This window comes from Agromyces soli, from assembly GCF_022811605.1.
In the GTDB taxonomy this organism is placed as follows: Bacteria; Actinomycetota; Actinomycetes; order Actinomycetales; family Microbacteriaceae; genus Agromyces; species Agromyces soli.
In genome coordinates this window covers 3,357,246-3,382,488 of record NZ_CP094533.1, presented here as the reverse complement: position 1 = coordinate 3,382,488, position 25,243 = coordinate 3,357,246, and the positions used below count along the sequence as shown (strand labels likewise).

Sequence of the window (25,243 nt, the reverse complement as noted above, 5' to 3'; positions counted from 1 at the left end):
TTACAGTGTGACAGATCATGGAAGAACGTCAAGCAATGCTGCCGCCGTTCGGCGCCGAGCTCCCCGAGTGGGACGCCACGCAGGCGCGCGTGCTCGACGCCGCGGACGAGCTCATCCGCCGTCGCGGCCTCGGCGGGGTGACGATCGCCGAGCTCTCGCGCCGTTCCGGGCTGAGCCGACCCACCGTGTACCGCAGCTGGAGCGACGCCGACGACGTCGTCCGTTCGGCGCTGCTGCGCCGGGTCATCCGCATCCTCGGATCCTTCGAGACCCCCGCGCGCACGCGCGCGGGCCTCGTCGACGACGTGCTGCGCTTCTCCGCCCGGTTCCGCGCGGACGCGGTCTACGGGCGGCTGCTCGACGACGAGCCGGAGGCGTTCACGCGCTACACCCTGCAGCGCGTCGGCTCGAGCCAGCGGATGATCCTCGCCTGGCTCGCCACGGCGATCGCGGCCGCGCAGGACGACGGCTCGGTGCGTCGGGGCGAGCCCCGCGAGATCGCGGTCATGCTGCTGCTCATCGCCCAGTCGGCCGTGCTCTCGCACGGCACCGTCACCGAGCTCATCGACGAGGTCGCCTGGGAGCGCGAGCTCCGCGCGGCCCTCGACGGGCACCTGCGGCCATGACCGGTCCCGACGCGCTCGATGCCGGCCGCCGCAGCCGGGAGCTCGAGCGCGCCGCCGGCGAGACGGCGGATCTGCTCGTCGTCGGCGGCGGCATCACGGGAGCCGGGGTCGCGCTCGACGCGGCCTCGCGGGGGCTCCACGTCGTGCTCGTCGAGGCGCAGGATCTCGCCTTCGGCACGAGCCGATGGAGCTCGAAGCTCGTGCACGGCGGGCTCCGCTACCTGGCGACCGGCGACGTGGCGACCGCCAGGGAGAGCGCCGCCGAGCGCCAGCTGCTGATGACCGCGATCGCGCCGCACCTCATCCGGCCGCTGCCGCAGCTCCTCCCGTTCCTGCCGGGCGTCTCGCTCCGTCAGCGTGCCGCCGGGGCGGTCGGCATGGGCCTCGGGGACCTGCTCCGCGTGCAGGCACGCACCCCGCGGAGGGTGCTGCCGCCGCCGCGGCCCGTCACGGCCGGCACGGCGCGGCGGCTGGTGCCGGCGCTCGAGCGGCGGGGCCTGCGCGGCGGGATGCTCTCGTACGACGGGCAGCTCGTCGACGACGCGAAGCTCGTGGTCACCGTCGCCCGCACGGCCGCAGCGCACGGGGCGCGGATCCTCACCCGTGTGCGCGCGCTCCGACTTCGCGCCGACGGCGCCGCGGTGGTGGACGCGCTGAGCGGGGAGCGCTTCGAGCTCCGCGCGCGGGCCGTCGTGAACGCGACGGGCGTCTGGGCCGGAGGCCTCGACGACGGCATCGCCGTGCGACCGAGCCGCGGCACCCATCTCGTGCTCGACGGCGCGCTCCTCGGCCACCCGTCCGCGGCGCTGACGATCCCGCACGAGGGCTCGATCAGCCGCTACGTGTTCGCCCTGCCGCAGCGCTCCGGCCGCGTCGTGGTCGGGCTCACCGACGAGGATGCGCCGGGGCCCGTGCCGGAGGTGCCGGTGCCGAGCGAGGCCGAGATCGCCTTCCTCCTCGCGAGCCTGAACCGGGTCGTCGCGACGCCGGTCCGGCGCGAGCAGATGCTCGGCGCGTTCGCCGGGCTGCGGCCGCTCATCGACAGCGGCGCCGACCGCACGGCCGACCTCTCCCGGCGCCACCTCGTCGCCGTCTCGGGCGCCGGCTTCGTCTCCGTGCTCGGCGGCAAGCTCACGACGTACCGGCGGATGGCGGAGGACGCCGTCGACCTCGCGGTGGCGACACGGGCGATCGCGGCGCCGCCGAGTCGCACCGCCCGCCTGCGGCTCGTCGAGGTCGACGACGCCCTCGCCCGAGCCCGCCTGGCGGACGCGGCCGAGCCGATCGCCGAGGGCGTCCCCGTGCGTCGCGCCGACGTCGAGTACGCCGTGCGCGTCGAGGGCGCGCTCACCGCCGACGACGTGCTCGATCGGCGCACCAGGATCGGTTTCATCGCCGCCGAGCGGGAGCGCTGCCTGCCCGTCGTCGAGCAGCTCGTCGCCGAGGCGCTCGCCGAGGGGTGAGCCCGCAGCCCGGGGTCGGGTCCGCTCGGGGTCGGAATCGGGGGATATCCCCATACCGACGTCGCGGCGCGATCCGTAGCGTTGGAGCCATGACCACCACCATCGATCCCACCGTCACCCCCGTCCACCCGGCGGGCGGGGCTCAGCAGCCCGCCCCGGCGCAGCCCCGGGCGGCCGAGACGAACGGCTTCTCGATCGCGAGCCTCGTGCTCGGGCTCGTGTCGATCGTCGCCGGCTTCACGTTCCTGGTGCCGATCGGCGGTCTCGTGCTCGGCATCGTCGGCCTCCAGCGTGAGCCCGCCTCGCGCACCATGGCGATCTGGGGCGTCGTGCTCAACACCGTGATGCTCGTCGGCACCGTGCTCGTCGGCTTCGGCATGCTCGCCTTCGGCGCGCTCACACTGCCGTTCCTGCCCTTCTTCGCGACCGCGTTCTGACGCCCGCACCACGGACGGGGGCGCGCCGACGGCGCGCCCCCGTTCCGCGTGCGCGCGAGCTCAGCCGTAGAAGCCGCGCAGCAGCGCCTCGGTGCCGATGAGGTGCTCGGCCATGGCCTGCGCCGCCTCGTCGGGGCTGCCCTTCAGGATCGCCGAGACGATCGCGCCGTGCTGCTCGTCGGAGTGCGAGATGTTCGGCGCGAGCAGCGGGATGCCGTCCAGCAGTTCGTTGATGCGCATCCGCACCTCGGCGACGAGCGGGGTCACCGACTCGGCCCCGACCACCTCGGCGATGACGAGGTGCAGTCGGGAGTCCGCGACCCGGTAGCCCGCCTCGTCCGCCTGTCCGCAGGCGAGGTGCGCCTGCCAGAGGCGTTCCCGGTCGGCGGCGCTCAGCTCGCTCTCGGCGGCTCGCCGCGCCACGCCGACCTCGACGACGGCGCGCAGCGCCAGGGTGTCGTCGAGCGCCCGCCGCTCGATCGGCCGGGGCACGCCGGGCCCGGGCTCGGGCAGGGGATCGGAGACGAAGGTGCCGCCGTAGCGGCCGCGCCGGGCGACGACCCAGCCGGCGTCCGCGAGCGAGCCGATCGCCTCGCGGAGGGTGTCCCGGCTGACCTCGAGGGTCGCCGCGAGCTCGCGCTCGGCCGGCAGGCGCTCTCCGGGCGCGATGAGCCCGAGCCGGATGGTCTGCAGCAGCCGCTGCACGGTCTCCTCGAAGGCGTTCGCCGGCCGGGCGGGCCGCAGCAGCAGGCCGGCGTCCAGCATGCCCGGCTGCTCCGCTCCCCGCTCGTCCATGCTTCCGAGCCTAGAGGGGCGTGACGTAGGCGGCGCTGATGCCGCCGTCGACGAGGAAGGTCGAGCCGGTGATGAACGAGGCATCGTCGCTCGCGAGGAAGGCGACCGCCGCCGCGAGCTCCTCCGGGTTCGCGAAGCGCCCGACCGGCACGTGCACGAGCCGGCGCTGCGCCCGCTCGGGGTCCTTCGCGAACAGCTCCTGCAGCAGCGGGGTGTTGACCGGGCCCGGGCAGAGCGCGTTCACCCGGATGCCCTGCCTCGCGAACTGCACGCCGAGCTCGCGGCTCATCGCGAGCACGCCGCCCTTCGACGCCGTATACGAGATCTGCGAGGTGGCCGAGCCCAGTACCGCGACGAAGGAGGCGGTGTTGATGATCGAGCCGCGGCCCTGCGCGACCATGTGCCGGAGCGCGGCCCGCGAGCACAGGTACACGCTCTTCAGGTTGACGTCCTGCACCTTCTGCCAGGCCGGCAGCTCGGTCGTCTCGATGGAGTCGTCATCGGGCGGGGAGATGCCCGCGTTGTTGAAGGCGATGTCCACCGAGCCGTAGACCCGCGCGGCCTCGTCGAAGAGGTGGTCGACCTGCGCCTCCTCGGTGACGTCGAGCTGGACGAAGAGGCCGTCGACGTCGCTCGCCGCGGCCGCGCCGCTCGTCGGGTCGAGGTCGCCGATGACGACCTTCGCGCCCTCCGCCGCGAGGCGGCGCGCGGTGGCGAGGCCGATGCCGGAGGCGCCGCCGGTGATGACGGCGACGCGCCCGGCCAGGCGCTGGGTGAGGTCGAGCGGGGTGACGGTCATGGTGCTCCCTGGGTTGCGATGGTCGGATCGGGGCGAGGCGTGGCGGGCCGGCTCAGTCGACGGCGATGAAGACGTTCTTCGTCTCGGTGAAGGCGGCGGGGGCGTCGGGTCCGAGCTCGCGGCCGAGCCCGGACTGCTTGAACCCGCCGAACGGCGTCGAGTAGCGCACGGAGGAGTGCGAGTTCACGGAGAGGTTGCCGGACTCGACGCCGCGGGCGACGCGGATGCCGCGGCCGATGTCCCGCGTCCAGATCGAGCCGGACAGCCCGAAGCGGCCGGCATTGGCGAACGCGACCGCATCCGCCTCGTCGTCGAAGGGGAAGACCGACACGACCGGGCCGAAGATCTCCTCCGTCGCGGTGCGGGCGTCGCGGGCCGGGGTCAGCACCGTCGGCGGGAACCAGAACCCCGGGCCGTCCGGTGCGCTGCCGCGGAACGCGACGTCGCGGTCGTCGGGCACGAACTCGCGCACCCGCTCGCGGTGCGCCGCCGCGACGAGGGGGCCCATCTCCGTCGCCTCGTCGCGGGGGTCGCCGACCTTCACGCCCTGCACGGCGGGTTCGAGCAGCTCCATGAAGCGCTCGTACACGCTGCGCTCGACGAGGATGCGGCTGCGCGCGCAGCAGTCCTGGCCGGCGTTCTCGAACACGCCGTACGGCGCGGTGGCCGCCGCGCGCTCGAGGTCGGCGTCGGCGAAGACGATGTTCGCGCTCTTGCCGCCGAGCTCGAGGGTCACCCGCTTCACCTGCGCGGCGCAGCCGGCCATCATGCGCTGACCGACCTCCGTGGAGCCGGTGAAGACGACCTTCCGCACCGTCTCGTTCGTCACGAACCGCTCGCCGACCACCGAGCCCCGACCCGGGATCACCTGGAACAGCCCCTCCGGCAGCCCGGACTCGAGTGCGAGCTCGGCGAGTCGGAGGCTCGTGAGCGGCGTCCACTCCGCGGGCTTCAGCACCACCGCGTTGCCGGCGGCGAGCGCCGGCGCGAAGCCCCACGAGGCGATCGTCATGGGGAAATTCCACGGCGTGATGACCCCGACGACGCCGAGCGGCTCCTGGAAGGTGACGTCGAGGCCACCCGCGACCGGGATCTGCCGGCCGAACAACCGCTCGGGGGCGGCCGAGTAGTACTCGAGCACGTCGCGGACGTGGCCCGCCTCCCAGCGGGCCTGGCCGATCGGATGCCCAGAGTTGCGCACCTCGATCGCCGCGAGCTCCTCGATGGCGCCGTCGACGGCTTCGGCGAAGCGGCGGAGCGCTCGCGCCCGGTCGGCGGGCGCCGCGGCGGCCCAGTCGCGCTGCGCCAGCGCGGCGGCGGCGATCGCGGCGTCCGTCTGCTCGACGTCGGCGCCCTCGACGGCGGTGACGAACTCCTCGTCGGCGGGGTTCACGATGGTGTGCGTCATGGCGCGGTCCTCTCGGGGGCGTCGGATGCGGGGGCGGCGGATGCGGGGGCGTGCTCGCGGGTCGCGCGGTGGGACCGGGCGGCCTCGACGAGGCCGGCGAACAGCCGGCGGTCGCGGGCGTTCTCCTCCGGGTGCCACTGCACGGCGACGCCGAACGGGGCGGCGGGCAGCTCGACGGCCTCGATGACCCCGTCGTCGCTGCGCGCGGTCACGAGGAGGCCGTCGGCGACGCGGTCGAGCGCCTGGTGGTGGTAGACGTGCACGGGCAGGGCGTCGGTCTCGCCGACGAGCCCCGCGAGGCGGGAACCGGGGGCGATCCGCACGGTGGTCTCGCCGAACACGGCGGGCGCCGGCTGGTACGCCTCGGTGCCGACGACGTCGGGCAGGTGCTGGTGCAGCGTGCCGCCGAGGGCGACGTTCAGCATCTGAGCGCCGCGGCAGATGCCGAGGAACGGCACGCCGTCGTCGATCGCTGCGGTCAGCAGCGCGTCCTCCCAGTCGTCGCGATCGACTCTGGGCGCACCCGTGCGCTCGTGGGCGGGCTGCCCGTAGCGGGCCGGGTCGACGTCGGCGCCGCCGGCCACGATCAGCCCGTCGAGCGAGGCGAGGACCCGGCTCGCGAGCTGCGCGTCCACGGGCTGCGGCGGCAGCAGCACGGCGATGCCGCCCGCATCGGTGACGGCGTCGAGGTAGACCTTCGGCAGGAAGGATGCGGGCACGTCCCACACCCCGGTCTGCGCCCGTTCGAGATAGGTCGTGATGCCGATGACCGGCGCGGTCGCGCTCGCCGCCCGGAGGCGCTGCGGCTCAGAGTCGTTCGAAGCCACGAACCCGCTCCCAGTCCGTCACGGCCGCGTCGTAGGCGGCGATCTCGACGCGCGCGTTGTTCAGGTAGTGCTCGACGACCTCATCGCCGAAGGCGTCGCGGGCGATCGTCGAGGCCCCGAAGAGCTCGGCGGCCTCTCGGAGGGTCGCGGGGACCCGGGCGACGTCGGACTCGTAGGCGTTGCCCGAGAAGAGCTCGTCGGGCTCGAGCTCCTGCTCGATGCCGTGCAGGCCCGCGGCGATGAGCGCGGCGACGGCGAGGTACTGGTTGACGTCGCCGCCCGGCACCCGGTTCTCGACGCGCATGCCGTGGCCGTGGCCGACAACGCGGAGCGCGCAGGTGCGGTTGTCGAGCCCCCAGGCGATCGCGGTCGGCGCGAAGCTGCCGGCGACGTAGCGCTTGTAGGAGTTGATGTTCGGTGCGGAGAACAGGGTGAGCTCGCGCATGGCGGCGAGCTGCCCGGCCAGGAAGTGCCGGAACAGCTTCGACATGCCGTGCGGGGCGGACTCGTCGGCGAAGACCGCCTCGCCGCCCGTGCCGCGGAGCGAGATGTGGATGTGGCAGCTGTTGCCCTCGCGCTCGTCGTACTTCGCCATGAAGGTGAGCGCCTTGCCGTGCCGGTCGGCGATCTCCTTCGCGCCGTTCTTGTAGAGCGAGTGGTTGTCGCAGGTGGTGAGCGCGTCGGCGTAGCGGAAGGCGATCTCCTGCTGGCCGAGGTTGCACTCGCCCTTGACGCCCTCGCAGTACATGCCGGCGCCCTCCATCGAGCGGCGGATGTCGTGCAGCAGCGGTTCCATGCGGGTGGAGGCGAGCAGGGCGTAGTCGATGTTGTAGTCGCTCGCCGCGGTGAGCTCGCGGTAGCCCTTGCGCCAGGCCTCGCGGTACGAGTCGTCGAAGACGATGAACTCGAGTTCGGTGCCGACGAAGGCGGTGAGGCCGCGCTCGGCGAGCCGCTCGAGCTGGCGCTGCAGGATGCGCCGGGGCGAGGGCTCGACGGGGGAGTCGTCGAGCCAGCGGAGGTCGGCGGTGACGATCGCGGTCTGCTGCAGCCAGGGCGCCATCCGCAGCGTCGCGAAATCGGGGATGAGCGCCATGTCGCCGTAGCCGCGCTCCCAGCTCGACATGGCGTAGCCGCCGACGGTGTTCATCTCGACGTCGACCGCGAGCAGGTAGTTGCACGCCTCGACGCCGTGCGCGGCGGCGTCCTCGAGGAAGAGCCGGGCCGAGACCCGCTTGCCGACGAGGCGCCCCTGCATGTCGGTGAACGAGACGATGACCGTGTCGACGTGGTCGTCGGCGATCGCCTTGCGCAGCTGGTCGAGCGTGAGGGGTCCCGTGGGTGCCGACATTCGATGCTCCTCCTCGAGTGGAATGGTCGGTTGTGGCGACCATTACATCACGAGTGCGCGCCGCTGGGAATGGATGCTTCGCAGCCGATCTGGATGTTTCCGAGACATTTCTTCACGAAAGGTCTGTACGGCCGACCATTGACGCCCCTATCATCGTGGCCAACACACCGCACCCCCGCGCTCGCCCCCGAACGGCGCGCGCCATGAATGCAAGGGAGCACCATGGCCAAGGACACGCTCAAGGTGTCGGGCGTCACGTATTCGACGGCCGACGAGGGGTACTTCGAGAAGCGCAGGCTCAAGCGTTCGGCGGGCGTCTGGGGGCTCTGGGGCCTCGCGGTCGCCGCCGTCATCTCCGGCGATTTCTCGGGCTGGAACTTCGGCATCGACTTCGCCGGCTTTGGCGGCATGCTGATCGCCTTCGCCGTGCTCATCGTCATGTACTACGGCCTGATCTTCTCCATCGGCGAGATGAGCTCCGCGATGCCGCACACGGGCGGCGCCTACTCCTTCTCGCGGGCGGCGATGGGCCCGTGGGGCGGCTTCATCACGGGCCTCGCGGAGACCATCGAGTACGTCGCCACCACCGCGGTGATCGTCTACTTCTCGGCGGCGTACGCCGACGGCATCACGAGCGAGCTGCTCGGCTTCTCGATGCCGGCGCCGATCTGGTGGGCCATCCTCTACCTCGCGTTCATCGCGCTCAACGCGGCCGGGGCGAGCATCTCGTTCAAGTTCGCGATCGTCGTGTCGATCATCTCGATCGCGATCATCCTCGTGTTCTCGGCCATGGCGCTGTTCTCCGGCCAGTTCTCCTGGGATGCGCTCTGGGACATCGCGCCCGACGCCGGCCAGACGGCGTTCCTGCCGCACGGCGTGCTGCCGATCCTCTTCGCGCTGCCGTTCGCGATGTGGTTCTTCCTCGGCATCGAGGAGCTCCCGCTCGCCGCGGAGGAATCGCACGACCCCGTCCGGGACATCCCGCGCGCCGGTCTCATCGCCCGCGCGACGCTCATCATCACCGGCCTGCTCGTGCTGTTCCTGAACACCGGCGTCATCGGCGCCGAGGCCACCGGCACCGCGGGGGAGCCGCTGCTCGACGGCTTCCGGGCGATCGTCGGCGACGGCGCGGCCGCCGTGCTCGCGCTCTTCGCGCTCGTCGGCCTGCTCGCCTCGCTGCAGGGCATCATGTTCGCCTACGGGCGCAACATGTACTCGTTGTCCCGCGCCGGGTACTACCCGAAGTTCCTCTCGCTCACCGGATCGCGGCAGACCCCCTGGGTCGCGCTCGTCGCCGGGGCGATCATCGGCTTCGTCGCGCTCAACATCGTCGACCTCGCGGGCGGGGCGGGCGGCGTCGCGGGCGCGATCGTGCTCAACATCGCCGTGTGGGGCGCGGTGCTCGCCTACCTCATGCAGATGGTGGCCTTCGTGCTGCTGCGCCGCAAGTTCCCGAACGCGAGCCGCCCGTACCGCAGCCCGTGGGGCGTGCCCGGGGCGATCGCCGCGGCCGTCATCGCGGCGCTCATCTTCGTCGGCTTCCTACTGAACCCGACCTTCGTGCCGGCGATCATCGCGATCGCGGTGGTGTACCTCGTGATGCTCGTCGGCTTCGGCGTCTGGGGCCGGCACCGCCTGGTGCTCTCCCCGGAGGAGGAGTACGCGGTGTCCGGCGGCCTGCACGGCGACCCGCAGGCCGAGGGCTACGGCGGCACGGTGGAGGAGCAGCTGCTCGCGAGCGACGGCGTCGACGAGCCGGCCGAGGGGCGAGCGACGGGCGGACCGGGCGGGGCGGCCCCGCTCGGCTGAGCGGGCGACGGATCCCGGCGTGGGGGCGCCGGGAGGAGCGGAGCGGCGGGGCGCGGGGGGCGCTCCGCCGCTCGGCGCTTCGGGCTAGGCTCGGAGGAGGCGCGGAACCGCGCCGGTACCACCCGCCGGGCGATCCCCGGCGGCCGAGGCGATGGAGCCAGCGTGTCGATCTCCGCACACCCGACCCACGAGCGCCGCCTGGAGGCGAACATGATCGGACCCGACGTCCCCACCCGAGTCGAGCGGGACTCGCTCGGCGAAGGCCATGTGCCCATCGACGCCTACTGGGGCGTGCACACGCTCCGCGCCCTCGAGAACTTCCCGATCACCAAGCGCCCGATCTCGGTCTACCCGGAGCTCGTCGTCGCCCTCGCCTCCGTCAAGCAGGCGGCGGCCCGAGCCAACCGCGAGCTCGGCGTGCTGACCGAGCAGAAGGCCGCCTGGATCGACGAGGCCTGCCAGCGCATCATCGACGGCGAGCTGCACGACCAGTTCGTCGTCGGCGTGATCCAGGGCGGCGCCGGCACCTCGACGAACATGAACGCGAACGAGGTCATCGCGAACTTCGCGCTCGAGATCGGCGGCTACGAGAAGGGACGCTACGACGTCCTGCACCCGATCGACGACGTCAACCGCAGCCAGTCGACGAACGACACCTACCCGACCGCGGTGAAGCTCGCGATGGCGTTCTCGCTGCGCACGATGCTCACCGAGCTCGACCTGCTGCGCATCGCCTTCGGCAAGAAGGGGCGCGAGTTCCACGAGGTGCTGAAGGTGGGCCGCACGCAGCTGCAGGACGCCGTGCCGATGACGCTCGGCCAGGAGTTCCACGGTTTCGCGACCACGCTCGGCGAGGACGTCGACCGGCTCCGCGAGACCATCAAGCTGCTCTCCGAGGTGAACCTCGGCGCGACCGCGATCGGCACCGGCATCACGGCGGAGCCGGGCTACACCGACGCGGTCGTCCGCACGCTCAGCGAGATCACCGGCCTCACGCTCGAATCCGCGCCCGACCTCATCGAGGCCACGAGCGACACCGGCGTCTTCATGACCTTCTCGAGCGCGCTGAAGCGCAGTGCCATCAAGCTCTCGAAGATCTGCAACGACCTGCGTCTGCTCTCCTCCGGTCCGCAGGCGGGCCTCGGCGAGATCAACCTGCCGCCGAAGCAGGCGGGCTCGTCGATCATGCCCGGCAAGGTCAACCCGGTGATCCCCGAGGCGGTCAGCCAGGTCGCCTACGCCGTCGCCGGCGCCGACCTCACGGTCACGATGGCGGCCGAGAGCGGGCAGCTGCAGCTGAACGCCTTCGAGCCGGTCATCGCGCACTCGCTGCTGCAGTCGATCACGTGGATGCGCCAGGCCTGCTGGACGCTGCGGGTGAACTGCGTCGACGGCATCACCGCCAACACCGACCGGCTCGAGCACATGGTCTCGACGAGCGTCGGCGTCATCACGGCGCTCATCCCGTTCATCGGCTACACCGAGGCCGCGACGCTCGCGAAGCTCGCGCTCGCGACGGGTCGCCCCGTGGCCGACCTCGTCGTCGAGGCCGGCCTGATGAGCCGCGAGGACGTCGAGCGGCAGCTCTCGCCATCGAAGCTCTCCGGCATCCGCCCGATCACGACCGCGATCCCGGTGCAGCAGCTGCAGGCCGAGCCGAGCGAGTAGCGAGCGATGCGAAACGGCGCCCCGGCCGAGGCCGGGGCGCCGTTCGCGTCCGTGCGTGGGGTCGTCTCAGACGACGCGGCAGTGGGTCGTGAGCGAGCCGATGCCCTCGACGGTGATCGTGACGGTGGAGCCGTCCTGCAGGAACACCTGCGGGTTGCGCGAGTAGCCGGCGCCGCCGGGGCTGCCGGTGCTGATCAGCGTGCCGGGCGGGATCGTCGCCGAGCGCGACAGGTAGGAGATGATCTCCGCGACGCTCCGCACCATCTCGTTCGTCGAGGCGTCCTGCAGGATGCGGCCGTCGAGGTTCGTGGTGAGCCAGAGGTCCTGCGGGTCGGCGATCTCGTCGGCGGTGACCACGACGGGGCCGGTCGGGGTGAAGCCGTCGAAGGACTTGCAGCGCGACCACTGCGCCTCGCTGAACTGGATGTTGCGCGCCGTGATGTCGTTCACCACGGTGTAGCCCCAGACGTAGTCGAGCGCGTCGCGCACGTGCACGCCGCGCGCCGGCCGACCGATGATGACGCCGAGCTCGGCCTCGTAGTCGACCTGCGTCGAGAGGTCCTCCGACCAGCTCGTCGTGGCGCCGTGCGAGGTGAGCGAGTTCGGCCAGAGCGAGAAGATCGTCGGGGCGGTCTCGTGGCGGAGCTTCAGCTCCTGCGAGTGCGCGGCGTAGTTCGCGCCGATCGCGAGGATGTGCGGCGGGCGCAGCACCGCGGAGGCGTGCCGCAGCTCGGAGACGGGGGTGAGCCGTGCGCCGGCCTCGAGCGCGACGTCGACTGCGACGCGGACGGCGGCGAGGCCGTCGGGGCCCTGCTCGATGAGGTCCTGCAGGTCGCGCGGCGCCGGGTCGAGCACCTCGTCGAGGAAGAGCGCTGCTTCGGCGATCACCACCGCGAGCCGGGGGGTCGTCTGGCCTTCGACTCTCAGGTGCGCGAATTTCACCATTCCAAGCTATCGGGTGGGTTCCGGGCGAAACCTGACGGCATGTACAACACTCCGGCGCTATCCTTCCACAATGGCGACAGTCGCTTCCGCCATCCGAAAGGAATGGGTCACGTGGCGGCGCGCCAGAGATGCATCGAGGCGTAGCTGCGCCAGGGCGCCCAGCCCGTGCCGCGCCCGTCGAGCTCGCCCGCTTCGCCCGGCAGGCCGAGCGCCCGCGCCCCGGCGCGCAACGCGAGGTCGCTCGTCAGCAGCACGTCGGGCGCCCGGGTGACGCGCATCGCCACGTAGCCGGCCGTCCAGGGGCCGATGCCGCGGATGGCGAGGAGGTCGGCGGCCAGCTGCTCCCGCGACCGTTCGGCCGAGACGAGGAGTTCGCCGCTCGCCAGCCGCTCGGCGACGTCGAGGATGGTCGCGATCCGCGCTTTCGGGCCGGCGAGCACTTCGGCGCCGCGCGCCGCGATCGCGGCGGCCGTCGGGAAGAGCAGGGAGAGCTCGCTCGGTGCCGCCGCCGGCATGGGCTCGCCGAGCGCGGCGGCGAGGCGGCTGAGCGCGGTGCGCGCGGCGGCGACGGAGATCTGCTGGCCGATGAGGGCGCGGAAGAGGAGTTCGTGCGGGTCGAGGCAGCCGGGGACGCGGATGCCGGGCACCCGCGCCACCGCCGGGGCGAGCGCCGGGTCGTCGGCGAGCGCCTCGTCGATCGCGACCGCGTCGGCGTCGAGGTCGAACAGCCGGCGCACCCGGGCGACGAGCGGCGGCAGGTCGCCGAGGGCGGCGAGCCGGGCCTCGACCTCGATCGCGGCGCCGCCTTCCGCCTTCGTGAACGAGAGCAGCGCCGGTCCGCCCGGCAGCCGCAGGGTGCGCTCGAAGCCGCCCTCGACGGCTCGCTCGACGCCGACGACCGCGCGGACCGCGAGCCAGGTGAAGACGCCGTCGGCGTCGAACGGCTCGCGAGCGGGCAGTCGCAACCGGACGTGGGCGCCGCCGTCGGCGGTGGCCTCCGGCGGCGCACCGCCCGCGCCCGTGCGATGCGCCGCGTGCCGCAGCTCGAGCGGGCTGCGGTCGTAGACCTCGCGGATCGTCTCGTTGAACTGACGCACGCTGCCGAAGCCGGCGGCGAACGCGATGTCGGCCGCCGGCATGTTCGTGGAGAGCAGCAGCGTGCGCGCCGTCTGGGCGCGGTGCGCCCGCGCGAGGGCGAGCGGGCCGGCGCCGAGCTCGGCGCCGAGCACCCGGGTGAGGTGGCGGGTGGTGTAGCCGAGCCGTGCGGCGAGGCCGGGCACGCCCTCGCGCTCGACGACGCCGTCGGCGATGAGGCGCATGGCGCGGGCGGCCAGGTCGTCGCGCAGGTCCCACTCGGGGGAGCCGGGCACCGCGTCGGGCAGGCAGCGCTTGCAGGCGCGGAGGCCCGCCTCGTGCGCCGCGGCCGCGGTGAGGTAGAAGGTGACGTTCGACGGCTTGGGGGAGACGGCCGGGCAGCTCGGCCGGCAGTAGATGCCCGTGGAGTGCACGCCTGTGATGAACTGCCCGTCGAAGCGGGCGTCGCGGGCGCGCATCGCCCGGTACCGCTCGGCGAAGACCGGGTCGGCGAGCGCGGCCTCGTCGCGGGCGGCGGCCCGCTGCGGGCGGTCGGTGGTGACGGTCATAGCTCCAGCCTGCCACCGTCCGCCGACAACGACTCGCGGGAATCGGACACGAGCGGCGCGGCTAGGCTGCATCCATGTCGAACGAGGTCGTCCAGCAGCTGATCGCCGAGCTCGGGGGCGCCGTGGCCCTCGACGAGGCCGCGCTCGACGCGAGCCGCGAGGACCGCTCGGGGCATCGCGCCGCCGCGCGCCCCCTCGCGGTCGTCCGCCCCGGCAGCATCGCGGAGGTGCAAACGACGATGCGGATCGCGCACGCGAGCCGCACCCCGGTCGTGCCGCGGGGAGCCGGCACCGGGCTCGCCGGCGGCGCGATCGCGAGCCCGGGAGCCATCGTGCTCGACGTCTCCGGTATGGACCGCATCCTCGAGATCGACGAGGAGGACGAGCTCGCCGTCGTCGAACCCGGCGTGCTCAACGGCGCCCTGAACGCCCAGCTCGCGCAGAGCGGACTCTGGTTCGCGCCCGACCCGGCGAGCCGGGAGATCTCCTCGATCGGCGGCAACATCGCGACGAACGCGGGGGGCCTGCTCTGCGCGAAGTACGGCGTCACCCGTGAGGCGGTGCTCGGGCTCGCCGTGGTGCTCGCCGACGGTCGGCTGATCCGCACGGGCCGCCGCACCGTCAAGGGCGTGACCGGCTACGACCTCACCGCGCTCCTCACCGGCTCCGAGGGCACGCTCGGCGTGATCGTGGAGGCGACGGTACGGCTGCGGCCCATCCCGCTCGGCGGACCCGTGACGATCGCCGCCGCCTTCCCCGACGTCGAGGCGGCCGCCGCGGCGTGCACCGCGGTCACGGCGGCGAAGCTCCGGCCCGCCATCCTCGAGCTGCTGGACGCCGGATCGATCGCCCGCATCGCCGAGCACCTCGGCGAGGCGGCGCTCGTCGGCACCCCGCTCGCCGGGCTCGCGCCCGGCGAGGCCTTCGTCGTCGCCCAGTGCGACGACGCCGGGGCCGAGGCGGACGCGGTCGCCGTGGCCGCCGTGTTCGAGGCGGCCGGCGGGCGCACCCGCCGCTCGGGCGACGTCGCCGAGGGGGAGCGGCTGCTCGGCATCCGCCGTGCGATGCACCCCGCGATGGCCGCGCGCGGCGAGGTGCTCATCGAGGACGTCGCCGTGCCGCGCTCGAAGCTCGCGGAGATGTTCCGCGCCATCGAGGAGATCGGCGCCCGGCACGGCGTCGAGATCCCGACGATCGCGCACGCCGCCGACGGCAACCTGCACCCGAACTTCGTGTACGCCGGCGGCGAGGTCCCCGCTCACCTCTGGGCCGCCGCCGATGAGATGTTCCGCACCGCCGTCAGCCTGGGCGGCACCCTCACCGGCGAGCACGGCGTCGGCATCCTGAAGCGCCGCTGGCTCGCCGACGAGCTCGGCCCCGACGTCTTCGAGCTGCAGCGGGGCGTCAAGCGACTGTTCGACCCGCTCGGCATCCTGAACCCCGGGGTGATGTTCGAACCGGCGCCGCCCGCTCGATAAGCTGCGCGCGTGAGCTTCCATCCGCAGGCCCAACCCCAGTTCCTGCCGCCCGCCGCGACGCCGCCGCGCCGCTCGTCGGGCCTCGTCTTCGCGGTCGTCGGCCTCTCGATCGCCGGGCTCGTGGGCCTCCTCGTCCTCGCCTACCTCGCGGTCGCGCTCGGCGTGTCGAGCCTCGTGGTGGGCTCGGTGCTGGCCCTCGTCCCGCTCGCCATCGTGCTGCTCGCGGTGCGGTGGGTGGACCGCTGGGAGCCGGAGCCGCGTTGGGCGCTCTGGTTCGCGTTCCTGTGGGGCGCCGCGGTCTCCGTCGCGATCGCGCTGATCGTGGACCTCGGCGTGCAGATCGCCGTCGCGGTGACGACGCCGGGAGGTGCGAGCGACGAGGTGCTGCAGTCGGTCGTGCAGGCGCCGATCGTGGAGGAGACGGCCAAGGGCGTCGGCGTGCTCCTCGTCTATCTGTTCTCGCGTTCGCACTTCGACGGTCCGATCGACGGGCTCGTGTACGCGGCCACGGTCGCCGCGGGCTTCGCCTTCACCGAGAACGTGCTCTACTTCGGCGTCGCGCTCGCCGAGGGCGGCGCCGAAGAGCTCGGCGCGACCTTCGTCGTGCGCGGGCTCTTCTCGCCCTTCGCCCATGTGCTCTTCACCGCGTGCACGGGCCTGGCGCTCGGCATCGCGGCGAATCGCGGCGGCGGGCCCCGGGTCGTCGGCTGGTTCCTCGGCGGGCTCGCGCTCGCGATCGGGCTGCACGCGCTCTGGAACGGCTCGCTCGTCTTCGCCGACGCGGTGGCCATCTACGTGACGGTGCAGGTGCCGATCTTCGTCGCCGCGATCGTGCTCACCGTGCTGCTGCGGCGCCAGGAGGTGCGGATCACGAGGCTGAGGCTCGGCGAGTACCAAGCCGCGGGATGGTTCGACGCGGGCGAGGTCGAGGGGCTCTCGACCCCGGCGGGCCGCCGGGCCGCCCTCGCCTGGGCGAAGGCCCAGCGGCCGCCGCGCACCGCCGCGGTGCGGAGCTTCATCGCGGACTCCACGCGACTCGCCTTCACGCGGAACGCGATCGCCACGGGGCGGGCCGACGTGCGCCGGCTCGAGGACGAGCGGGTGCTGCTCGAACGGGTCACCGCCGCCCGCCGCGCGATCATGGGGTAGACGCACGGAAGAAGCTCGTCGCCTGGGCCGGTGATGGGCGCAGTGCGCTGCCGGGGCGTTTCCCCCTCCACGGAAGAAGCTCGTCGCCCTGGGGTGTGGCACTGCCGACAGCTCTCCTGGGCGACGAGCTCCTTAGGGTTCCAGGGTGCACGCTGTTCGCAGTCAGCGCAAGAGCGGAGTGGACGCCCGTCCGCGATTGCTCTCGGCCAGGCCATCCGTTTGGATGGAGGCATGACCGACACCAACAGCAAGCCTGAGATCGACGCCCCCGAGGGGCCCGCCCCCACCGAGCTCGTCATCGAGGACATCGTCGTCGGCGACGGCGCCGAGGCCCAGCCCGGTTCGACCGTCGATGTGCACTACCTCGGCGTCGAGTACGACTCGGGCGAGGAGTTCGACTCCTCCTGGAGCCGCAACCAGTCCATCAACTTCCCGCTGCAGGCGCTCATCGCCGGTTGGCAGGAGGGCATCCCCGGCATGAAGGTCGGCGGGCGCCGCAAGCTCACCGTTCCGCCGCAGAAGGCGTACGGTCCCGCCGGCGGTGGCCACCGCCTCTCGGGCCAGACCCTGATCTTCGTGATCGACCTGCTCGGCGTCAGCTGAGCGACCACGACCAACGAGGGCCGGCGGGGATTCCCGCCGGCCCTCGTCGCGTCCGCGCCGCGCTACGATGCCTGCTGTGCTGCCGCCGTTCCTGCCCTATCTGGTCCTCTCCGTCGTGCACCTCGTGCTGCTCTCGATCGGCCCGGACTGGTCGGTGACCGCGACGAAGGCGCTGCTGATGCCGGCGCTCGCGCTCGCCGTGGTGCTCGCCGCACCGCGGCCGAGGGGCGCGGCCTGCTGGCTCCTCGTCGCGGGGCTCGGCTTCTCCTGGGGCGGCGACGTGGCGCTGAGCTTCCCCGGCGACGGCTGGTTCACGATCGGCCTGGGCTCGTTCCTCGTCGCGCATCTCGTGTACCTGGCGTTGTTCCTGCGGCTCGGCCGCGGGGCGGGCGAGGTGCGTCTGCGTCGACGCCGGCGGGTCCCGCTCTGGGCGCTCCTGGGCTATCCGGTGTGGTTCGCCGGGTTCCTCGCGCTGCTCGGCCCGCACACGGGCGCGCTCCTCGTGCCGGTGGCCGCCTACGGGCTCGCGCTCGGGGCGATGGCGGCGTTCGCCGCCGGCAACGGTCCGATGCTCGCCGCGGGCGGCGCCCTCTTCGTGGTGTCCGACTCGGTGCTCGGGCTCGGCCGGTTTCTGCCGGGCTACGACGTCGCATGGCACGATGCCGTCGTGATGGTGAGCTACCTCGCCGCGCAGGGCCTCATCGCCCTGGGCGTCGTGGTGCACCTCCACGTTGCGGCGCGGCGGTCCGCCGCACCCGTTCGACCAGCTGCTGCCACGGCCCGGTGAGCTGACGCTCGGCGAGCTCGACCTCGTTCGGCGGGCAGCTGATGCGGTAGACGTAGCGGTCGGGCTCCGGCGGTGCCGCGGGCACCTCGTGCCAGGGCAGCTCGTCGAGCAGCAGCACCCAGTCGTCGCGGTCGGGCTGCGCGTCGACCTCCACCTGCCAGGTGAGGCGGAGCCCGGCGAGCCCGCCGCTGCGTTGCACGATGACGTCCATCGCGCCAGATGCTACTCCGCCGGACGGGACGCCGGGCCGTCGGCCCCGGCATCGTCACTCGCCTCGGGCTCGACGCCCACCGCCTGCCAGCCGCGGAGCACCGCCTGCCGTTCGCGGGATTCGGCGCCGAAGCGCTCGCCGGCGGCGCGCACCGTCTCGGCGGCGAAGCCGGCGAAGGTCTCGTCTTCGCGGAGCCGGTCCGACACGAGCGCGTCGTACCAGATGCGGCCCACGTGCTCCCAGGCGAAGCCGCCGAGCTCGCGCGCCGCGAGGGCGAACGCCCGGTTGGGGATGCCGGAGTTCAGGTGCACCCCGCCGTGGTCGTCGCTCGTCTCGACGTAGTCGCGGAGGTGCCCCGGCTGTGGGTCGCGGCCGAGCACGTCGTCGTCGTAGGCGGTGCCGGGTTCGAGCATGGAGCGCAGCGCCCGCCCCTCGACCTCGGGCGTGAAGATCCCTTCGCCGATGAGCCAGTTCGCGGCCTCGGCGTCCTGGCCGAGGGCGTACTGCTCGACGAGGGCGCCGAACGCGTCGGAGACGTGCTCGTTGAGCGCGCCCGATTGGCCCTCGTAGCGGAGCCTGGCGGTGTGCTCGGTGACGCCGTGCGCGAGTTCGTGCCCGATGACGCTGAGCGAGCCGGTGAACCCCTGGAACACCTCGCCGTCGCCGTCGCCGAACACCATGCGCTCGCCGTCCCAGAACGCGTTGTCGTAGCGGTCGCCGAAGTGCACGGTGGCCTCGAGGGGCATGCCGGCGCCGTCGATCGAGTCGCGCCCGAACACCCGCTCGAACAGCCGGTGGGTGTCGCCGAGGCCGTTGTACGCCTCGTCGACGGCGTCGTCGCCGGTGGCGGGTTCGCCCTCGCGCCGGACGAGCCGGCCGGGCAGCTTCTCGAGGCCTTCGGCGTCGGAGATGCGGCGCACCGGCGTGGAGGGCGCGTCGGGCAGCACGCTCGGCAGCTCGGGCAGCGGGCCCGGGCCGAGCCGGGGCGACGGGGGCCGCAGCAGTGCGCGCCGGGCGGCCTCCGCGGCGAGCGGGAAGCGCGGCCCGGCGGACTCGGCGATGCGATCGAGCAGGTAGGGCGGGACGATCTCCGGCATGCCTCGATGCTGCCACCGACCGCCGACAGCGGCCACCCTTAGGGTGGGAAGGTGCCAACGCTTCCGACGGGCGAGCTCCGCCGCCATGCGATCGGTCTGCTCCCCGCCGCCGCGGTCTGCGGTGCGGCGGTGCTGCTGTTCGGCGTGCAGCTCGTCTGGCCGGGCTACGCGCTGCTCGCCGCAGGCCTCGTCGGCGCCTGGCTCTGCGACCGCAGCGGCCGCACCGAGCGGCTCGCCGCCGATCTCGCGCTCATCGCGCTCGGCCAGCTGATCATCTCCACCGTCTCGCTGAAGGCCGACCTCTCGAACGAGGGGATGGTCCGCTTCGCGATCGTGCTCGGGCTCGCCGTCGCTGTGCCGTACCTGGTCTCGCGATTCCTCTACCGCGAAAAGGTGATCCGATTCCCGTGGCGCACGGGGCGGCGCTGGACGCTCGCGCAGTGGGGCTACCTCGCCGCGGTCGTCGTGGCGGGATGGCTCATCCTGCCGTTCTACTTCATCACCTCCGGGGTCTACACGAACTGGCCGACCGTGGTCGCGCCCGACGAGATCGCCCGCCTCTTCGTCGGCGTGAACGCCGTCGGCACCTGGGACGAGCTGTTCTTCATCTGCACGGTGTTCACGCTGCTCCGCCGGCACTTCCCGGTCTGGCAGGCGAACCTGCTGCAGGCGACGGTGTTCGTCTCCTTCCTCTGGGAGCTCGGCTACCAGTCGTGGGGGCCGCTGCTCACCATCCCGTTCGCCCTCGTCCAGGGCTGGACCTTCACCCTCACGAAGTCGCTCACCTACGTGCTGACCGTGCACCTGCTGTTCGACGCGGTGGTCTTCGCGGTCATCGTGTACGCGCACAACGGATGGCCCGCGATCTTCCTGCTCGCGCCCTGAGCTCCCACGGGCGGGGGAGGGGATTCCGCCGCACGGGGGAGGTGCGGCCTCCGCCGGCTCCGCTTCGATGGGATCCATGAGCGATTCCGAGACCACCACCACGGTGCCGGGCCCGGCCGGGGCGGGCGCCGCGAGCGCCGCCGACCGTCAGCGGGCGAAGAACTCCGAGCGCGGGCCGGTGCTGCCGACGTCGGTGCCGTGGCGGGCGGTGATCGTCTTCCTCGTCATCGCGCTCGGCGGCGCCTGGCTCGTCGAGCTGCCGGTCTGGCTCTCGGGCGAGGGCCTCGCGAGCCCGTGGTTCGGCCCGCTGACCCTCGCGATGATGTTCACCCCGACGGTCGCCGCCCTCGTCGTGGCGTTCTGGGTGCGGCGCGCGCCGAGCGTGCCGCGCTGGCTCGGGCTCTGGCCGCTGCGGCCCGCGGGGCGGACCTGGCTTCTCATCGCGCTCGGCGCGGTCGGCTTCACCGTCATCCCGTTCGCCGCGCTCCTCCTCGGCGACACGATGGGGCTCATCCGGCTCGACCTGAGCGGCGTCAGCGGCGTCGCCGCGGCGCTCGCCGCGAGCGGCGGGCAGGGCGCGGATCCCGCGACCGTCGTGACGATCACCCTCCTGATGCTGCCGATCGTCACCCTCGTCAACTGCGGGGCGACCTTCGGCGAGGAGCTCGGCTGGCGCGGCTGGCTGCTGCCCGCGCTGCGCCCGCTCGGCACCTGGGCGGCGCTCCTCGCGAGCGGCGTGATCTGGGGGCTCTGGCACGCGCCGGTCGTGCTGCTCGGCTACAACTACGGCCGCACCGACGTGCTCGGCGTCCTCTGCATGATCGTCTTCTGCGTGCTCGTCGGCACGGTGATCGGCTGGCTGCGCCTGCGCAGCGCCTCCGTGTGGCCCGCGGTGATCGCGCACGCGGCGCTCAATACCGCCGGCTCCCAGTTCCTGATCTTCGTCGACGCGAGCGACCTCCCGGCCGATCCGTGGGGGTCGATGCTCGGCTGGCCCGGCTGGATCCTCTTCGCGGCGATCATCGTGCTGCTCGCCGTGACGGGGCAGTTCCGGAAGCAGCCGCAGCCCGGCCTCACGCTCGCCGAGTCGCACGCTTGAGCCGAGACGCCCGAGTCGACGCGTCGAGTCGGGCGAGCCTCCCGGCTCAGGCCGGCTGCTCGACCTCGGCGCCGTGCGCGGCGAGCCAGTCGAGCAGTACCGCCGCGTGGTTCACCCGCTCGTCGCGGGCGCCGAAGAGGAGCGTGACCCGCGGATGCTCCCGGCCGAGCTCGAGGAGCTCGGCACCGGCCGTGCCCGCGTCGAGCTCATGCCGGTACTGCGCGGCGAAGTGCGCGAAGTCCTCGAGCTGGTGATGCCACGCCGTGCGCAGCTCGGGGGAGGGGGCGACCTCCTTGTCCCAGCGGTCGAGTTCGGCCCGCTCCCGGCTCACCCCGCGCGGCCAGAGCCGGTCGACGAGCACTCGGAATCCGTCGTCGGCGGAGGCCGCCTCGTAGACGCGCTTGATCGCGAACACCATGGCTCCAGTCTGAGGCAAGTCGGGCCCTCGCGCTCTGCTAAGCTAGTTCGGTTGCCGTCCACCGGCCGCGCATGAAGAGAGCCCAGGCATCAGGCCCCGGGCAGCGCGCAACGAGAAGAAAGGGGATCCCTCTATGGCACTGGATTCAGAGACCAAGAAGGCGATCATCGAAGAGTACGCGACGCACCCCGGTGACACTGGATCCCCCGAGGTCCAGATCGCGATCCTCACCAAGCGCATCAAGGACCTCACCGAGCACCTGAAGGAGCACAAGCACGACCACCACTCGCGTCGTGGTCTGCTGCTCCTCGTCGGTCAGCGCCGTCGTCTGCTCGGCTACCTCGCCGACGTCGACATCGAGCGCTACCGTGCGCTCATCGAGCGTCTCGGGCTGCGCCGCTAAGTGCCGCCGGCGCCGCCCTCGTGCGGCGCGCCGAAGTCCGGCATGGCTCTCGATGAGCCGCGAACTTCTTGCGAAGGCCCCCGCACCTGCTCCTCGGAGCAAGGCCGGGGGCCTTCGTCATGCCCGGGCGCGGTAGGCGCGCACGGCCATGCGGTTGCCGCAGCGGGTCGAGCAGAAGCGGCGTGAGCCGTTCTTCGAGAGGTCGAGGTAGGCGGCATCGCAGTCGTCGGCGTCGCAGCTGCGGAGCCGCTCGAGCTGATCGGCGCGCACGACGTCGACGAGGGCCATGGCGACCTCGACGAGGATGCGCTCGGCGAGCGGGGCCTCGGCCGAGGTCGCGTGGATGTGCCAGTCGAGCGCGTCGTGCCGCACGAGCCGGGGGACCGCGTTCGACTCGGTGAGGATCGCGTTCACCTCGTCGACCGCGTCGTCGCGGTCGCGCGACCACAGTGCGCGCAGCCGCGCCCGCGCGGCGGCCACCTCGGCGAGTTCCCGGGCGTCGCCGTCGCGTCGTCCCGAGTACCACCAGCGATCCAGGATCGCGACGAGGGCGGCGGGGTCGCCGAGCTCGTCGGTGCCGGAGGCGCTCGCCTCGGGCACCGTGTTCACCAGGGCGGCGGCGAAGTGCAGGGCGTCGATCGTGTCATTGGTGAAAATCATTTGACTCCTGACTTCGGCGTGCCGTACTGTCACGAGCATAACGACGTTCACCCATGACGTGTGGACGTTTCGGCATCGGAGTCGAGGAGGGCTCGTGCGCGGATCGCGCGGCGTGACGGGGATCGCCCTCGGGGTGGCGGCGGGGCTCGCCTTCGGCGTGGGCGGCGTGTTCGTGAAACCGCTGCTGGAGAACGGCTGGAGCCCCGGCGCGGCGGTGCTCGCCCGTATCTCGATCGCCGCCGTCATCCTCGCCGTCCCCGGCGTCCTCGCCCTCCGCGGCGACCTCCGCCCGCTCTGGCGGGCGCGCTGGACCGTGCTGCTGTTCGGCCTCATCGCCGTCGCCGGCGTGCAGTTCTTCTTTTACGCCTCGCTGGAGCGCATCCCGGTCTCGCTCACGCTTCTCATCGAGTACCTCGCGCCGATCGCGCTCGTGCTGCTCGCCTGGGCGCGCTCCCGGCGGATGCCGCAGCGCATCGTGCTCGCGGGCTCGGTGCTCGCGCTCGCGGGCCTCGTGCTCGTCATCGGCCCGGGTGGCGGCCGGCTCGACCCGCTGGGGCTCGCCTTCGCCGCGCTCGCGATGCTGGGGGTCTGCGTCTACTACCTCGTCGGCGAGTCCTCGGCCTCCCAGCTGCCGCCGCTCGCGCTCATCGCCGCCGGCTTCGTCGTCGGGGCCGTCGCGCTCGCGCTCCTCGGGCTCACGGGGCTGCTGCCGATGCGTTTCGTCTTCGACGACGTCGCGTTCCTCGGCGCCGAGGCGCCGTGGTTCGTGCCCCTGATCGCCGTGGGCGTGCTCTCCACCGCCTTCGCGTACAGCGCCGGGCTCGCCGCGATCGGCCGGCTCGGTTCCCGGCTCGCGGCCTTCCTCGGGTTGTCCGAGGTGGTCTTCGCGGGCATCGCCGGCTGGGTGCTGCTCGGCGAGGTGCTGAGCGGCCTGCAGATCCTCGGCGGGGCGCTCATCCTGGCCGGCATCGTCTGCGTCAAGCTCGAACGCCGGCCGGCCGTGCCCGGCGGCACCGCCGGTGGAGGGGGCGGCGAGGCATCCGCGCCCGCCGTCGAGCTCGGCGCCGAGCCGATCCCGGTCACCGCCGCGCTGCCGCTCCCGCCGGGTGCGGGCGAGGAACGCGGGGCCTAGGCTCGCCCCATGCGCTTCGGCATCGTCATCCTTCCCCAGTTCCCGTGGCCGGAGGCCGCCCGCCGGTGGCAGGCGGCGGAGGCGTACGGCTTCGACGTCGCCTGGACGTACGACCACCTCTCGTGGCGATCCCTCGCCGACGAACCCTGGCAGGCGACCGTGCCGACGCTCACCGCGGCGGCGATGGCGACCTCGACGATCCGGCTCGGCACCTTCGTCGCGAACCCGAACTTCCGTCACCCCGTGCCGTTCGCGAAGGAGCTCGCGACCCTCGACCAGATCGCGGGCGGACGCGTGGTCGCCGGGCTCGGCTCCGGCGGCACGGGCTTCGACGCGCACGTGCTCGGGCAGGAGGCCCTGTCACCGAGACAGCGGCACGAGCGCTACGTCGAGTTCGTCGAGGCGCTCGATCGGCTGCTCCGCTTCGAGCAGCCCGGATCGGGCGGCGTCTCGTTCGCGGGGGACTGGTTCACCGCGGAGCATGCCCGCATGGTCGGTGCGCCGGCGCAGTCGCCGCGGCTGCCGGTCCAGCTCGCGGCGAACGGTCCGCGCGGCCTCGCGTTGGCGGCACGGCTCGCCGACGGCTGGATCACGACGGGGCGCGCCGAGCTCGATGCGGAGGCGTGGTGGCGGCACGTCGGCGAGCTGTCCGAGCGCTTCGCGGAGGCGTGCGCCGAGCAGGGCCGCGACGTCGCCGCGGTCGCGCGGGTGCTCTCGCTCGACGAGGGCGACCGCTATTCGCTCTCGAGCGCCGCCGCGTTCGAGGACGCCGTCGAGCGGGCGCGCGAGCTCGGCTTCGACGAGTTCGTCGCGCACTGGCCGCGCGAGTCGGGCATCTACGCCGGCGACGAGCGGGTGCTCGAGGACGTCGCGGCCCGGCTGCCCCAGCTGCGCTGAGCGCTGGGAAGCCGCCGTGAGTCGGCGGCGATCGAGCAGATACCGTTGAGGGCATGCCAGCCCCCCGCCGCAAGCCCCTGCTCCTGTGGGAGCCGTTCCCCTATCTCGCGCTCTTCGTCGTGCTGCTCGCGACGAGCTTCGTGCGGCCGGGCGCGGAGCCGTGGCTGTTCTGGCCGCTCATCGTGCTGCTCGCGGCCGCGCTCGTGTACCTGGTCATCTCGATCGGTCGCGAGAAGCGCGGCGCGAACCCCGACCAGTGGGGCAATCTGCTCGGCGTCGACGACCTCACCCTCGTCGAGGCGCCGTCGGCCGATCGCGAGGTGCGCACGGTCGTGCCCATCGACGGCGCCGCCCACCGGCAGTCCGGCATCGAGATCGCGCGCACGCAGGGCGGACCCGAGCAGACGGCGGTCCTCGTGCCGCGGGCGAGCCGGTGGATGGCCCGTCGCTACCGGGTGGGCGTGCAGCTCGTCGGCGGGCAGCGGCCCCGGCACGCCGGCTACCTCGGCCAGGCGGCGGAGGACCGCTACGTCGACCGGCTCGACGCGCTGCGCGGCGAGGGCAAGTACGTCCGGGTGCCGGCGCGCATCGTGGGCGACGGGCGGCCGTTCAAGGTCGAGCTCGACCTCAGCGGACTCGACGAGACGGTCTGAATC

26 protein-coding genes are annotated in these 25,243 nt (G+C 73.0%); 15 read left to right on the top strand and 11 right to left on the bottom strand.

Going from position 1 to position 25,243, the window contains the following annotated elements; all coding sequences use genetic code 11:
* The first annotated feature begins 17 nt into the window (after nt 1-17).
* The 3 genes from MTP13_RS16255 (at nt 18) to MTP13_RS16245 (ending at nt 2,526) form a co-directional block, all read left to right on the top strand.
* Nucleotides 18-626, top strand: coding sequence for a TetR/AcrR family transcriptional regulator (locus tag MTP13_RS16255; RefSeq protein ID WP_243568700.1), 609 nt, complete (start codon nt 18-20; stop codon nt 624-626).
* The gene (locus tag MTP13_RS16250; protein ID WP_243568699.1) at nt 623-2,089 is read left to right on the top strand and encodes a glycerol-3-phosphate dehydrogenase/oxidase; all 1,467 of its coding nucleotides are present in this window, start codon (nt 623-625) and stop codon (nt 2,087-2,089) included. Before MTP13_RS16255 ends, MTP13_RS16250 begins: the two co-directional genes overlap by 4 nt.
* 89 nt (nt 2,090-2,178) lie before the next feature.
* Nucleotides 2,179-2,526 carry a DUF4190 domain-containing protein gene (locus tag MTP13_RS16245; protein ID WP_229781772.1) on the top strand — a complete coding sequence of 116 codons (348 nt, stop codon included), beginning with the start codon at nt 2,179-2,181 and terminating at the stop codon, nt 2,524-2,526.
* A 60-nt stretch (nt 2,527-2,586) separates the two neighbouring features.
* Here the strand turns inward: MTP13_RS16245 and MTP13_RS16240 are convergent, their stop codons facing one another.
* The 5 genes from MTP13_RS16240 to MTP13_RS16220 are packed head-to-tail and all read right to left on the bottom strand — an operon-like array spanning nt 2,587 to nt 7,703.
* On the bottom strand, nt 2,587-3,321 hold the full coding sequence (locus MTP13_RS16240; protein ID WP_243568698.1) for a FadR/GntR family transcriptional regulator: 735 nt from the start codon (nt 3,319-3,321) through the stop codon (nt 2,587-2,589).
* Between the two features lie 10 nt (nt 3,322-3,331).
* Nucleotides 3,332-4,120: a 3-oxoacyl-ACP reductase gene (locus MTP13_RS16235; protein WP_243568697.1), complete on the bottom strand. Its 789-nt coding sequence runs from the start codon at nt 4,118-4,120 to the stop codon at nt 3,332-3,334.
* Between the two features lie 52 nt (nt 4,121-4,172).
* The gene (locus tag MTP13_RS16230; protein ID WP_243568696.1) at nt 4,173-5,528 is read right to left on the bottom strand and encodes an aldehyde dehydrogenase family protein; all 1,356 of its coding nucleotides are present in this window, start codon (nt 5,526-5,528) and stop codon (nt 4,173-4,175) included.
* Nucleotides 5,525-6,355 carry a gamma-glutamyl-gamma-aminobutyrate hydrolase family protein gene (locus tag MTP13_RS16225; protein ID WP_243568695.1) on the bottom strand — a complete coding sequence of 277 codons (831 nt, stop codon included), beginning with the start codon at nt 6,353-6,355 and terminating at the stop codon, nt 5,525-5,527. Before MTP13_RS16225 ends, MTP13_RS16230 begins: the two co-directional genes overlap by 4 nt.
* Nucleotides 6,336-7,703, bottom strand: a complete 1,368-nt coding sequence (locus MTP13_RS16220) for a glutamine synthetase family protein (protein WP_243568694.1) — start codon at nt 7,701-7,703, stop codon at nt 6,336-6,338. The genes MTP13_RS16225 and MTP13_RS16220 overlap by 20 nt, the downstream gene beginning before the upstream one ends.
* Nucleotides 7,704-7,925: 222 nt before the next feature.
* On the opposite strand from MTP13_RS16220, the gene MTP13_RS16215 reads away from it, so the two are divergent.
* Entirely contained in the window at nt 7,926-9,512 is a 1,587-nt protein-coding gene (locus tag MTP13_RS16215; RefSeq protein WP_243568693.1) for an amino acid permease, read from the top strand.
* A 210-nt stretch (nt 9,513-9,722) separates the two neighbouring features.
* The gene (locus MTP13_RS16210; protein WP_243570869.1) at nt 9,723-11,180 is read left to right on the top strand and encodes an aspartate ammonia-lyase; all 1,458 of its coding nucleotides are present in this window, start codon (nt 9,723-9,725) and stop codon (nt 11,178-11,180) included.
* Between the two features lie 66 nt (nt 11,181-11,246).
* Here MTP13_RS16210 and MTP13_RS16205 read toward each other — a convergent pair whose 3' ends face one another.
* Together MTP13_RS16205 and MTP13_RS16200 are read right to left on the bottom strand one after the other, a co-directional pair.
* A complete protein-coding gene (locus MTP13_RS16205; RefSeq protein WP_243568692.1) occupies nt 11,247-12,122 on the bottom strand; it encodes a fumarylacetoacetate hydrolase family protein in 876 nt (291 codons plus the stop codon).
* A 110-nt stretch (nt 12,123-12,232) separates the two neighbouring features.
* Nucleotides 12,233-13,768, bottom strand: coding sequence for an AlkA N-terminal domain-containing protein (locus MTP13_RS16200; protein ID WP_279399742.1), 1,536 nt, complete (start codon nt 13,766-13,768; stop codon nt 12,233-12,235).
* A 74-nt stretch (nt 13,769-13,842) separates the two neighbouring features.
* Here MTP13_RS16200 and MTP13_RS16195 point away from each other — a divergent pair, with 74 nt between their 5' ends.
* From MTP13_RS16195 to MTP13_RS16180, 4 genes are all read left to right on the top strand, one after another.
* On the top strand, nt 13,843-15,246 hold the full coding sequence (locus MTP13_RS16195) for an FAD-binding oxidoreductase (RefSeq protein ID WP_243568691.1): 1,404 nt from the start codon (nt 13,843-13,845) through the stop codon (nt 15,244-15,246).
* Nucleotides 15,247-15,255: 9 nt separating this feature from the next.
* Nucleotides 15,256-16,395, top strand: a complete 1,140-nt coding sequence (locus MTP13_RS16190; protein ID WP_243568690.1) for a PrsW family intramembrane metalloprotease — start codon at nt 15,256-15,258, stop codon at nt 16,393-16,395.
* Between the two features lie 231 nt (nt 16,396-16,626).
* Nucleotides 16,627-16,998, top strand: coding sequence for an FKBP-type peptidyl-prolyl cis-trans isomerase (locus MTP13_RS16185; RefSeq protein ID WP_189086090.1), 372 nt, complete (start codon nt 16,627-16,629; stop codon nt 16,996-16,998).
* A gap of 76 nt (nt 16,999-17,074) precedes the next feature.
* On the top strand, nt 17,075-17,785 hold the full coding sequence (locus MTP13_RS16180) for a lysoplasmalogenase (RefSeq protein ID WP_243568689.1): 711 nt from the start codon (nt 17,075-17,077) through the stop codon (nt 17,783-17,785).
* Here MTP13_RS16180 and MTP13_RS16175 read toward each other — a convergent pair.
* Together MTP13_RS16175 and MTP13_RS16170 are read right to left on the bottom strand one after the other, a co-directional pair.
* Entirely contained in the window at nt 17,697-17,996 is a 300-nt protein-coding gene (locus tag MTP13_RS16175) for a protealysin inhibitor emfourin (protein ID WP_243568688.1), read from the bottom strand. The genes MTP13_RS16180 and MTP13_RS16175 overlap by 89 nt on opposite strands.
* 11 nt (nt 17,997-18,007) lie before the next feature.
* Nucleotides 18,008-19,093, bottom strand: coding sequence for a M4 family metallopeptidase (locus tag MTP13_RS16170; protein WP_243568687.1), 1,086 nt, complete (start codon nt 19,091-19,093; stop codon nt 18,008-18,010).
* A gap of 51 nt (nt 19,094-19,144) precedes the next feature.
* On the opposite strand from MTP13_RS16170, the gene MTP13_RS16165 reads away from it, so the two are divergent.
* On the top strand, nt 19,145-19,978 hold the full coding sequence (locus tag MTP13_RS16165) for a CPBP family glutamic-type intramembrane protease (protein ID WP_243568686.1): 834 nt from the start codon (nt 19,145-19,147) through the stop codon (nt 19,976-19,978).
* 76 nt (nt 19,979-20,054) lie between these two features.
* Nucleotides 20,055-21,077 carry a CPBP family intramembrane glutamic endopeptidase gene (locus MTP13_RS16160; RefSeq protein ID WP_243568685.1) on the top strand — a complete coding sequence of 341 codons (1,023 nt, stop codon included), beginning with the start codon at nt 20,055-20,057 and terminating at the stop codon, nt 21,075-21,077.
* Nucleotides 21,078-21,123: 46 nt separating this feature from the next.
* Here the strand turns inward: MTP13_RS16160 and MTP13_RS16155 are convergent, their stop codons facing one another.
* The gene (locus tag MTP13_RS16155) at nt 21,124-21,495 is read right to left on the bottom strand and encodes a DUF488 domain-containing protein (RefSeq protein WP_243568684.1); all 372 of its coding nucleotides are present in this window, start codon (nt 21,493-21,495) and stop codon (nt 21,124-21,126) included.
* A gap of 133 nt (nt 21,496-21,628) precedes the next feature.
* On the opposite strand from MTP13_RS16155, the gene rpsO reads away from it, so the two are divergent.
* Nucleotides 21,629-21,898 (top strand): 30S ribosomal protein S15, encoded by a 270-nt coding sequence (gene rpsO / locus MTP13_RS16150; RefSeq protein ID WP_189086083.1) that lies wholly within the window; start codon nt 21,629-21,631, stop codon nt 21,896-21,898.
* A gap of 117 nt (nt 21,899-22,015) precedes the next feature.
* Here the strand turns inward: rpsO and MTP13_RS16145 are convergent, their stop codons facing one another.
* On the bottom strand, nt 22,016-22,558 hold the full coding sequence (locus MTP13_RS16145) for a CGNR zinc finger domain-containing protein (protein ID WP_243568683.1): 543 nt from the start codon (nt 22,556-22,558) through the stop codon (nt 22,016-22,018).
* A gap of 94 nt (nt 22,559-22,652) precedes the next feature.
* On the opposite strand from MTP13_RS16145, the gene MTP13_RS16140 reads away from it, so the two are divergent.
* From MTP13_RS16140 to MTP13_RS16130, 3 genes are read left to right on the top strand one after another with little or no spacing between them, the layout of a single operon-like run.
* Nucleotides 22,653-23,690 (top strand): EamA family transporter, encoded by a 1,038-nt coding sequence (locus tag MTP13_RS16140; RefSeq protein ID WP_243568682.1) that lies wholly within the window; start codon nt 22,653-22,655, stop codon nt 23,688-23,690.
* Nucleotides 23,691-23,699: 9 nt separating this feature from the next.
* Nucleotides 23,700-24,587 (top strand): LLM class flavin-dependent oxidoreductase, encoded by an 888-nt coding sequence (locus tag MTP13_RS16135; protein WP_243568681.1) that lies wholly within the window; start codon nt 23,700-23,702, stop codon nt 24,585-24,587.
* 53 nt (nt 24,588-24,640) lie between these two features.
* Nucleotides 24,641-25,240, top strand: a complete 600-nt coding sequence (locus MTP13_RS16130) for a hypothetical protein (protein WP_243568680.1) — start codon at nt 24,641-24,643, stop codon at nt 25,238-25,240.
* Nucleotides 25,241-25,243 lie beyond the last annotated feature (3 nt).